Source organism: Gluconobacter oxydans (assembly GCF_006539685.1).
In the GTDB taxonomy this organism is placed as follows: Bacteria; Pseudomonadota; Alphaproteobacteria; order Acetobacterales; family Acetobacteraceae; genus Gluconobacter; species Gluconobacter oxydans.
The window spans coordinates 59,000-67,712 of sequence record NZ_BJNM01000013.1 but is presented as its reverse complement, the minus strand read 5'-3'; the positions used below and the strand labels follow the sequence as shown (position 1 = coordinate 67,712).

Sequence of the window (8,713 nt, the reverse complement as noted above, 5' to 3'; positions counted from 1 at the left end):
CCCATCAAACCCCGGGACCAAACACCTAGCCGATCATGTCCTTTTCCTTCTTTTCGCGCTCTGCCCCAATGCTGAGTTTCTGGTAAATCCCCAGGGCAACGACCATGCCCGTCGCCACAACGAGAAGGGCGGCGGGATAGAGAATATCGCCAGGTGCTTTACCACTACGCTCGAACACGCCGACCAGCCCTTCGATAAAGACGGCGATGATGACGGTCGTCATGAACTTGGTCAGGCTGACGCGGGCTTCGGCGATGGATTGCTTGCCCTTGGGCCGCAGGACTTCTTCCTCGATGAAGTATTTCGCTACGTCGAAAACAGCAATCGAGATCACGACATAGCTGATGGCCTGAAGGATTTCCTCGCGCCCTTCGCTCAGGGACGCCACAAAGGCGGCCACCAGGCCAACGCCGCCCGAGAGGATCAGGAAGCTCGCCAGCAGGATCAGGAGTGCGCTGGCGCCCGCAAAGGCCCCGCGGGACACGGAATGAATATTTGGCATGATGTGTCGCTCTGCATCCATGAAAAAACCGCAGACGGATCCGGACATTTTCAGCGACAGGGACCGTCCGCAGGACAGGATCACATTATCCGACCTGATGGCGCAGATGCGAGCAGGATTTTCGGGCCGGTCAGACTAGGAGCGGCTGGCTCCCAGCCGGGGCATGACCCGGATGAAGAGCAGTTCCGAGGCCAGTTCGACCAGCGTCTGGGTTACGATCACGGCGGGCAGCAAAGGCGCCGCACCGGGCACGGCGAGCGCAAGCGGCAATACGACCAGCGAGTTGCGTGTCGCTCCGCTAAAGGCAAGCGCTCGGCCTGCGGGCGCCTCCAGTCTGAACAGCTTCGAAATACCCCAGCCCAGAAAGGGCGCGAGCAAAGCAAAAGCCGCATAGACCGGCACGACATGCAGCACGACGGCCGTCTCGTGCCCAAGATGCGGAACCATAGCCGCAATCACGATGAACAGGACGAGCGCCGTCACCGGCACAGGCAGCAGGCCCAGTCCTGACGCGACCCGTTCGCCTGTTGAGGCCCGTTGTGCCCAGAACTGGACCAGCCATGCCAGACACAGCGGAATAACAATCAGCCATACAAAGGCCTGCAGGAAGGGCCCGGCCTGCACCAGCCGTGACACGCCCTCGCCCAGAAAGAGATGGAGCCAGAGCGGGAGCATCACCATCTGCACCGCCAGAAGGACGGGCGTGGACGCCAGCAGGAGTGCCGCATCCGCCCGCCCCATCTGGGCGAACGTCACCACCCAGTCGATACAGGGGCACAGAAGAACCATCAGGATGCCCAGCCGGATCATTCCGTCCGCCGGCGCAAACGGAAGCAGCAGGGCCACCAGAGCGGGGACAGCCACGAAATTCGTGACCAGAAGCGCTGCGAGGAACCGGACCCTGCGGAAAGCCTGCCCCAGTTCCGCAAGCGGGATCTGCAGGAAGGTCACGAACAGCATCAGGCCCAGAGCAGGATTGATGACCACGTCCCAGGACGCGGTTCCCGTCACCAGAGCAGCCACCGTCCCGCCAAGAAGAACGGCAAGGAAATACAGCGCGATCTGACGCTGCTCCAGAAGATCCCGCACCGAAGCAGGGCTCATGGCGTGCACCTGACGGCACCAGATGCAACAAGCCACCTCCCGGGCGGACACACCGCCCGGGCCGGACTCCCCATGCCGGACATCAGGTCACGGCAGCGGGGCATCAGTCGGTTGTCGCATCTTCCGGCAGGGGCTGGATCTGACGCAGCTTTCCGTAGCGGTCATAATAGAAAACCGAAGTTCCGCGGCGCTCGGCATAGCCGTCGGGCTGGCCGTCCTTTGTCTGGAACAGGAGCCGGAACGCGTCCGGCTGCTCGATCACCTTGTCCCCTGGCGGACGATACCGGTAGCGGCTGAAGTCGGCATGGCTCTTGGGCAGCGACGAGTTATGATACAGGTCGTGCATGCTCGGCTTCTTGGGACCGTCATCCGCATCCTGTGCCACAGCCGTGCCAAGGGCCGCGCCTGAAACGGCAAGGGCGGCCAGTACTGGGACAATCAACCTGCGCATGAGGCTCTCCGGTCAGTGCGTTTGTGAGGGCACCTTAGGCGAAACCGTCTTCTGGCTCCACCCACCTCCGAGCGCGCGATATAATGTCACAATGTTCTGGAACCGCGCGGCCTTGACCGTGATGGCGTTCTGCTGCGCCTGAAACAGTGTGCGCTGCTGCGTCAGGGTCGTCAGGTAGCTGTCGATTCCGGCCCGATACCGCATCATGGCCAGATCGAACGCCTTCTGGGACTGCTCGACCAGCTGCGCCATGTGACGGTCCTGCGCCGTATAGGTCTCCCGTGCCGTCAGGGCGTCGGAGACTTCACGGAACGCCGTCTGCACTGCTTTTTCATACTGCGCGGCATATTGCAGCTTCTGCCCCTTCGCCATCATGAGGTTGCCCTCACTCTGCCCCCAGGTGAAGATCGGCACGCTGATCGACGGCGAGACGGTCCAGGTTTCCGCGCCCGGCGTGAAGAGCTTGCGGAACTGCAGCGAGCTCGTGCCTTCGGACGCCGTCAGCGTCACGCGCGGGAAGAACGCCGCACGCGCCGCACCCACATTGGCGTTCGCACCGATCAGCGTATGCTCGGCCGCCCGGATATCCGGGCGCTGGGCCAGCAGATCCGACGGCAGGCCTTCGGGCAGGTCGCTGATCATGGTCTGTGCACCGAACGGAGCCGGGGGCGGCAGATTGGCGGGCAGCGGCGTACCCACCAGAAGCTGCAACGCATGCTCATCATCCGCCACCGCGCGGACATACTGCGCTTCGTAGGCCGAGGCCTGCTCGACCTGCGTCTTGACCTGCGCCAGCGTCAGCGCATCCGCTTCCCCGTTGTCATAGGCAAGCTGCGTCAAACGCAGCGTGTCGTTTTCGGATTTCAGCGTATCGCGCGTGACCCGGAGCTCTTCGCGATCCGCGAGCCACTGGATGTAGGTCGTGCCGATCTGCGAGACGGTCGTGAGCAGGACATTGCGGGTATTTTCCACACTGTTCAGCACCGTCTCCGCCTGCTGGCGGGTCAGGTTCCGGATGCGGCCCCACAGATCAACCTCATAGGACGAAAAGCCGATCGACGTCTCATACAGGCGCAGCGTGGAGATGTTGGTGCCCACGCCCGGTGCGAACGAGAAACCCGCCGTCTTGGACGGGCCCAGGAACATGCCCTGTCCCCCGGCCGAAATGATCGGGAAAAGGGAGGCGTTCTGGATCTCATACTGCCCGCGCGACACCGTGACGGCCGCGGCCTGCGCCGCGAGATCGCGGTTGTTGCGCAGGGCAAGTTCCACCAGCGCCTTCAGACGCGGATCGGTATAGAAATCCTCCCATCCCAGATCGGCCACCTTGGCTGCGGACGCCACGTTTTTCGCGCCCGTATCGGCCGGATAGCTGTTCTGGATCGCCTGGTTCGGCTGATGATAGGTGGGGGCCATGTTGCACCCCGACACCAGCAGCAGGCCGGGAAGCCCGAGAGTAAGTCCGAGACGGGCCTTCATGCGCCGTGCTCCCCTTCGGCGACAGGTGCCGCCTTGTTGTCCAGATGGGCATACGGGTCCTTGCGGTCACGCACACGCGTGACGCGGAACAGACGCAGCACCACCACGAAGAAGACCGGCACGAAGTAGATCGCCAGCAGCGTCGCGGAGAGCATGCCGCCCACCACGCAGGTGCCGATCGCCACACGCGCCGCCGATCCCGCACCCGTCGCAATCGCCAGCGGAAACACACCGCAGACGAAAGCGATCGAGGTCATAAGGATCGGACGCAGACGCTCGCGCCCGGCTTCCAGAACCGAATCTTCCAGAGTTTCGCCGCTTTCAAAGAAGGCCTTGGCAAATTCCACAATCAGGATCGCGTTCTTCACCGACAGACCCACCGTCGTCAGCAGACCCACCTGGAAATAGACGTCATTGGAAAGCCCGCGGCCCAGCGTCGCTACGATCGCACCAAGCACACCCAGCGGCAGCACCAGCAGCACCGCGAACGGAATGGCCCAGCTTTCATACAGCGCCGCCAGACAGAACAGGATGACCACCGTGGCCAGCGCATAAAGCGGTGCCGTCGATCCACCCGACGCCAACTGCTCGAAGGACAGACCCGTCCATTCGTAACCGATACCGCGCGGCAGCTTGGCCAGCAGCTTCTCCATTTCCGCCATGGCCTGACCTGAGCTTGCGCCCACGGCCGGCTGCCCCTGGATTTCATAGGCGTTCAGACCGTTATAGTCCTCGACCTTCTGCGGACCATTGACCCAGTGCCCCGAGGCGAAGGCGTTGAACGGCACCATCGTCCCGATCGCATTGCGGACATACCAGCGGTTCAGATCCTCCGGCGTCATACGCGCCCAGGGTTCGCCCTGGATATAGACCTGTTTGACACGGTCGTTGCGCATGAACTGGTTGACGTAGATGGAGCCCAGAGCCCCTTCGAGCGTCGTGTTGATATCCGCATTGGTCAGGCCAAGCGCGTTGGCGCGCTCGCGGTTAATGTCCAGACTGAACTGCGGCGCATCTTCCATACCCAGCGGGCGGACCGCCTGAAGCAGCGGATTCTGTGCTGCTTCACTCAGGATCTGGTTTCGCGCTGCCAGCAGAGCGTCATGACCCAGATGTCCGGTGTCTTCCAGCTCAAGGTCAAAGCCGGTCGCATTACCCAGCTCCATCACGGCCGGCGGATTGACTGCGAAGATCTGCGCTTCCGGATCCATCCAGAAATGCATCATGATTTCACGCGACACCGTCATGGTCGTATGCGCGGAACCTGGCCGCTGATCCCAGGGCTTCATGCGGATGAAGAATGCACCCGCACTTTGCCCCTGACCCGCGAAGCTGAAGCCCGTCATGGTGAAGACGGATTCAACATACTGGCCGTAGGTCTTGAGAACGTAATCGGTGATCTTGCGGTTGACGGCGGCCGTCTGCTCCTGGGTTGCCCCGTTGCGCATGGTAACCTGGCCGAAGATGATCCCCTGATCCTCATCCGGCAGGAACCCGCCCGGCACCCGCATGAACAGGAACGCAACCAGACCGGTCAGCAGGGCGAACCCGATCATGCTGACGACCGGCACGCGGATCAGCCATTTCACGCCGCCGATATACCCGTTCGTCAGACGATCGAACGTCCGGTTGAACCAGGCCGCGGGACCACGTTCATGGCCTTTATGCGTCGGCTTGAGCATGGACGCGCACAGCGCCGGTGTCATGACCATCGCCACCAGAACCGACAGCCACATGGCCGCGACGATGGTGATGGAGAACTGGCGATAGATCACACCCGTCGAGCCGCCAAAGGCCGCCATCGGCAGGAACACCGCCGTCAGCACCAGCACGATACCGACAAGCGCGCCCGAGATCTCGTCCATGGAGACGCGGGCCGCTTCTTTGGGAGACAGCCCCTTGTCCGTCATGACACGCTCGACGTTCTCAACCACCACGATCGCGTCATCGACCAGCAGACCGACCGCCAGAACCATGGCCAGCATGGTCAGCGTATTGATGCTGTAGCCCAGAATGGACATCAGCCCGAACGTTCCCAGCAGCACCACCGGCACCGCGATCGTCGGGATCAGCGTCGCGCGGAAGTTCTGCAGGAAGATCAGCATCACGATGAACACGAGGACAATGGCCTCGATCAGCGTCTGGACCACTTCATGGATCGACAGCGTGATAAACGGCTCGGTATCCAGCGGATAGACGAGCTTCAGCCCCTGCGGGAAATAGCGGCTCAGCTCGTTCAGACGCGCGCGGACAGCTGCTTCGGTCTTGAGCTGGTTCGCACCCGGCGCCAGCTTGAGCGCCATCGCGGAAGCGGGATGGTTGTTATAGACAGACCCGAGTGCGTAGCTCTGCGCTCCAAGCTCGACGCGCGCCACATCCTTCAGGCGCACCTGACTGCCATCCTGCTGCACCTTGAGCAGGATTTCCTTGAACTGCTCCGGCGTACTCAGACGGGTCGGACCAATGATCGTGGCATCGAAACCGATACCCTTCTTGGCCGGCAGACCACCCAGCTCACCAGACGAGACCTGAATGTTCTGGGCCGAAATCGCCGTCTGCACATCCCCGACCGTCAGGCCGAAATTGTACAGCTTGGACGGGTCCAGCCAGACACGCATCGCATATTCGGAGCCGAACAGCGTGTGATCGCCCACGCCCGACACACGCGACAGCGGATCGGAAATGTTGGACGCCACATAGTCCGCAATGTCCTGACCGGACATGCTGCCGTCTTCGGAAATGAAGGCCAGAACCATCATGAAGTTCTTGGTGGCCTTCGTGATGCTCAGCCCCTGGGCCGTCACTTCCGACGGCAGACGCGGCTGGGCGAGCTGCAGCTTGTTCTGGACTTGAACCTGCGCAATGTCAGGATCCGTGCCCTGCTCGAAGGTCAGGTCAATCTCCATCTGGCCGCTCGCATAAGACGAAGCGGACAGATATTCGAGATGATCCAGACCATACATCTGCTGCAGGATCGGGCGCACAACCGTGTTGTTCACCGTCTCGGCAGATGCACCCGGATACATGACCGAAATGGCGATCTGCGGCGGTGCGATGCTGGGATACTGCGCGATCGGCATGCGCGTGATCGCGACAGCGCCGACAAGCATGATGATCAGACCGATGACCCATGCAAAGATGGGTCGGTCAATGAAGAAGCGGGACAATGACATGCGGGGTTACTCCGCCTTTCCCGCAGGGGCGTCAGCCGGGACATCGTGAGGTGTGACTTTCGCACCAGGCTGCACCTTCTGCAGGCCGTTCACGATCACCTTCTCACCCGCCTTCAGCCCGTCTGAAACAAGCCAGGAATCCCCTACCGTCCGCGAGACCTGAATGGAACGCAGGGCGACCTTGTTCTCACCATCCACGATCATGACGTAGGGATTGCCCTTGGCATCCCGGGCGACCGCAACCTGCGGCACCAGCAGGCCGTTCGGATCAATGCCTTCCTGAATATGCGCATGCACGAACATGCCCGGCAGCAGCAGATGATCGGGGTTCGGGAAAACCGCCCGCATGACAAGCGTTCCGGTCGCAGGATCCACCGTGACTTCGGAAAGCTGGAGCTTGCCGCGCGTCGGATAATCGGAGCTGTCTTCCAGCTTCAGGCTGACAGCCGCCGCATCCGCACCACTGCGCTCAACCTGACCGTTCGCCAGCTCCCGCTTGAGACGCAGCATGTCGGCCGCTGCCAGATTGACGTCCACGTAGATCGGATCAAGCCGGGTCACGACCGCAATCGCCTGGGTCTGACCTGCCGTCAGCAGCGCGCCCGGCGTATAGAGCGTACGGCCAATCCGGCCGCTGATGGGCGCACGAACATGCGTGTAGTTCAGATTGACGGCGGCTGCTTCCACGGAAGCCTTCGCCTGCGCCACCTGGGCTTCCGCCTCACGGGCGGTTGCCAGCGTGTTGTCGAAATCCTGCGAACTTACAGCATGGGCTGCCACCAGCGGACGATAACGCTTCAGCTGACCATTGGCCCGGGCAGCCGCGGCCTGTGCATTGAGAAGCTGCGCTTTCGCCTGATCGTAAGCCGCCTGATAGGGCGCAATATAGATCTGGAAGAGCTGCTGCCCCGCCTTGACGTCCGCACCCTGCTCGAAATCACGCGAGACGATGACACCATTCACCTGCGGCCGGATCTGTGCCTGTTCATAGGCATCCGTCCGACCTGGCAGGGACGTCTCAAGCGTAACGGGCTGCGTCTTCAGCGTCACCACATCGACAGGCTGCGGCGGCATCTGGGGAGGGGGAGCTTTTTTCTGGCATCCTGCTACCAGCAGCGGCAGTGCCAGAAGCGACACCAGAAAAGTTCCCTTCCCACCCCACGGACCGACCGGAGACAGGGCGGCAGAAGAATTCAAAGACATTTTCTGAAAAGAAGGCATGATACGGCCGCTATCCTGTGATACAGAAACCCGCTAGTTTCCCGCGAGGACGGAAACTAGCGGGTTTTTTTGACAGACGTCAATTCAGTCTGTGAAATAATATCGGAGTTGATCTTGAACAGTCCGTCGAGCAGCCAGTCCGAAGACCGGAAACAGCCCTGCTGTGGCCGTCCAGCGCAGCTCGATGAAGCCGAAAGACGCATCCGGATCCTGGATGCGGCCAGTGCGGTTCTGACCACCCACGGCTATCATGCCGCGTCGATGGACAGCATCGCTGCCTGCTCGGGGATGTCCAAAAAAACCCTCTATCAGTTTTTCGACTCCAAGAAAGTTCTTTTCGAGACCCTGATCCTGGAACGGCTTTTCGCCCCCATAGATTACACGCCGCTGCCCACAGATCCCATGGAGAAACAGCTTCTGGGCCTGATGACCAGCATCGCAGCCTGCATGTTCTGCGACGAGCGCCTGAGCCTGCTCCGCTCCGTCATTACGGATACCAGCCGCAACCCGGCCGTCCGCCAACTCGTCGCAGACCTCTTCCAGCTTTCGGGCCGTGTCCTGCCAATCCAGAACTGGCTGGCTGCGCAGTCCGAAGCTGGCAGACTGGATATTCCCGACATTACCGAAGCTTCGGATCTGCTCTTCGGCATGACGCTGGGCGGCCCCATGCTGGGACGGCTCACCCACTGCAAACCCCATCGGTCAAAAGAAAACCTCGAAGAATTCATGGCGTATGGCATCAGGGTTTTCCTCGAGGGCCATCGTCCGGTCACTCAGGCCTGA

Annotated in this window: 7 protein-coding genes; 1 reads left to right on the top strand and 6 read right to left on the bottom strand. The window is 61.5% G+C overall.

From position 1 onward, the window contains the following. Positions 1 to 25 precede the first annotated feature (25 nt). From GOX01_RS07345 to GOX01_RS07320, 6 genes are all read right to left on the bottom strand, one after another. The gene (locus tag GOX01_RS07345) at positions 26 to 502 is read right to left on the bottom strand and encodes a hypothetical protein (protein WP_034953368.1); all 477 of its coding nucleotides are present in this window, start codon (positions 500 to 502) and stop codon (positions 26 to 28) included. A 135-nt stretch (positions 503 to 637) separates the two neighbouring features. Next, complete coding sequence (locus GOX01_RS07340) at positions 638 to 1,606, bottom strand: arsenic resistance protein (RefSeq protein ID WP_011252263.1); 969 nt, start codon at positions 1,604 to 1,606, stop codon at positions 638 to 640. Positions 1,607 to 1,709: 103 nt separating this feature from the next. Beyond that, complete coding sequence (locus GOX01_RS07335; protein ID WP_024716630.1) at positions 1,710 to 2,057, bottom strand: hypothetical protein; 348 nt, start codon at positions 2,055 to 2,057, stop codon at positions 1,710 to 1,712. Positions 2,058 to 2,069: 12 nt separating this feature from the next. Further along, the gene (locus tag GOX01_RS07330; RefSeq protein WP_011252264.1) at positions 2,070 to 3,536 is read right to left on the bottom strand and encodes an efflux transporter outer membrane subunit; all 1,467 of its coding nucleotides are present in this window, start codon (positions 3,534 to 3,536) and stop codon (positions 2,070 to 2,072) included. Next, positions 3,533 to 6,709, bottom strand: coding sequence for an efflux RND transporter permease subunit (locus GOX01_RS07325; RefSeq protein ID WP_011252265.1), 3,177 nt, complete (start codon positions 6,707 to 6,709; stop codon positions 3,533 to 3,535). The genes GOX01_RS07330 and GOX01_RS07325 overlap by 4 nt, the downstream gene beginning before the upstream one ends. A 6-nt stretch (positions 6,710 to 6,715) precedes the next feature. Then, entirely contained in the window at positions 6,716 to 7,912 is a 1,197-nt protein-coding gene (locus tag GOX01_RS07320; RefSeq protein WP_371858528.1) for an efflux RND transporter periplasmic adaptor subunit, read from the bottom strand. Positions 7,913 to 8,044: 132 nt separating this feature from the next. Here GOX01_RS07320 and GOX01_RS07315 point away from each other — a divergent pair, with 132 nt between their 5' ends. Beyond that, a complete protein-coding gene (locus tag GOX01_RS07315) occupies positions 8,045 to 8,713 on the top strand; it encodes a TetR/AcrR family transcriptional regulator (RefSeq protein WP_228119258.1) in 669 nt (222 codons plus the stop codon).